The 1753-nt window shown below is 57.5% G+C and carries 2 protein-coding genes; both read left to right on the top strand.

From position 1 onward, the window contains the following. Positions 1-90 precede the first annotated feature (90 nt). On the top strand, positions 91-1503 hold the full coding sequence (locus B060_RS26380; RefSeq protein WP_018084223.1) for a DnaB-like helicase C-terminal domain-containing protein: 1413 nt from the start codon (positions 91-93) through the stop codon (positions 1501-1503). Beyond that, a partial coding sequence (locus B060_RS0123475; RefSeq protein ID WP_018084222.1) for a helix-turn-helix domain-containing protein occupies positions 1500-1753 on the top strand: 254 nt, incomplete at its 3' end. The genes B060_RS26380 and B060_RS0123475, both read left to right, overlap by 4 nt.

The following is a 1753-nucleotide window of genomic DNA, read 5'->3' as shown; positions in this document are numbered from 1 at the left end:
CGCTGAATATGCAGACGATCGCAGCTTTATGACGGTCCAGGCTCAGACCCATCTTGCCGCCGCCCGTGCCATGTTGGCGGGAGGCCCTGCATGATTATTTCGAAGGGCCACGCCCAGCTTGAAATTGCCAACGTCGAGGCGGAGCAGGATCTGATCGGCTGCATCATAGCCAACAATGGTCAGTATGCCGAGCTTTCACATATCAAGCCTCATCACATGGTGGAAGCAGGGCATGCACGGCTGTGGGAGTCGCTGTCTCGACAAATCGACAGTGGAGGTACTGCCAATGCGGCTAGCCTTCGTTCGGCGCTGCGAGGAGACAGAGCTATCGACGATCTCACTGCTGCGGCGGGACGGGATTACCTCTCACTCCTATGTGAGAAAGCGGCGCATCCTTCTTGGGCTCAAGACTGTGCAACCGCCATCATCGATGACTGGACGCGACGGGAGGCTATGACCATTGGCCAGAACGTTATCGCCCTTGCATCGGAGACCAACCCTCGACCTGCCTTGGAGGTGCTTTCATATGCACGGAATGCTTTGGCAGACCTTGAGACTCAAAGCGGCGTGTCAGAATCCCAGTTTCAAGCCGCCCCTGACGTTGGCGCCAGCGTACTGACGCAGCTTGCCGAGCAGATGCGCTCCGGTAAGACATTGGGCAAGCGCTGCGGCCTGCGCTGTGTCGACCGGCGTATGGGAGGTTTCCACAAAGGGGCATTGATTATCCTGGGCGGGCGTCCGTCGATGGGGAAGACGGCCTTGGCGCGGGCGTTTGCGCACGGATGCGCCGTTGAGAACCCTAAGGATCAGGTTCTATTTCTTGGAATTGAGATGTCGCCAGACGAAATGCTTCAGCGTGAGTTGGCCGCGATTTCAGCCAGCGCTGGCGATGGTGTTGAATATCGAGACATCGCTATGGGTAAAGTTCGGCCGGAAGAAATGTCGGCGCTGCGTCGGGCTCACGCTCAGGTGCCGGCGAACCTGATCCTTCAGGATGTGCCCAGCCTAAGCATTGATGATGTCAGACGGTCGATATGGTCTCGCAAACGCAAAGGCCCACTAAGCCTTGTCGTCATAGACTACCTTCAAATTATGCGTCGGCCGGAGGCTCGCGGACGCAATGAGACAGCTGTGCTGGGCGAGATCACCTCCACCCTTAAGCAGATTGCGCGGCAGGCTGGTTGCGCCGTCGTGCTCTTAAGTCAACTATCGCGCCAAGTCGAAAGCCGGGAAGACAAGCGGCCCCAACTGTCGGATCTGCGCGAATCTGGATCGATTGAACAGGACGCCGACTTCGTCTTTTTCGTCTACCGTGAATCTTACTATCTCGAACGGCAAAAACCCAAGAAGGGCAACGAATTTGAGCATGAGATGGCTGTCGCGGATTTGCAGACCGCCATGGAAGTTATTTGCGCGAAGGCCCGCCGCGCACCCGTTGGTACTGATATGCAGACCTACCAAGCGGAGTTCGACCTCATTACTGACCCGCGAGGTGAAGCATGAGCGGAAAAGTCCTAAATTGGGCCGTACGGGCGGCCGTCGAAGATGTCTATGAGAAAGCCGTTTTGATGGTGCTGGCGGAGGCCTCGAACGATGCTGGGCAGACGTTCATTTCACAGGCCACGGTGGCCGACCGGTGCGTGATGTCGAAGCGTAAAGTTGTTGCTGTCATGGCTGGCCTTGAGGCCCGTGGCCACATCTCCCGCAAGCGCCGTTCTCGTGAGAACGGGCACCGATCTACCGACCTGATCAC

This window comes from Asticcacaulis benevestitus DSM 16100 = ATCC BAA-896 (assembly GCF_000376105.1).
Classification (GTDB): domain Bacteria; phylum Pseudomonadota; class Alphaproteobacteria; order Caulobacterales; family Caulobacteraceae; genus Asticcacaulis; species Asticcacaulis benevestitus.
This window is presented reverse-complemented; position numbering and strand designations above follow the sequence as displayed.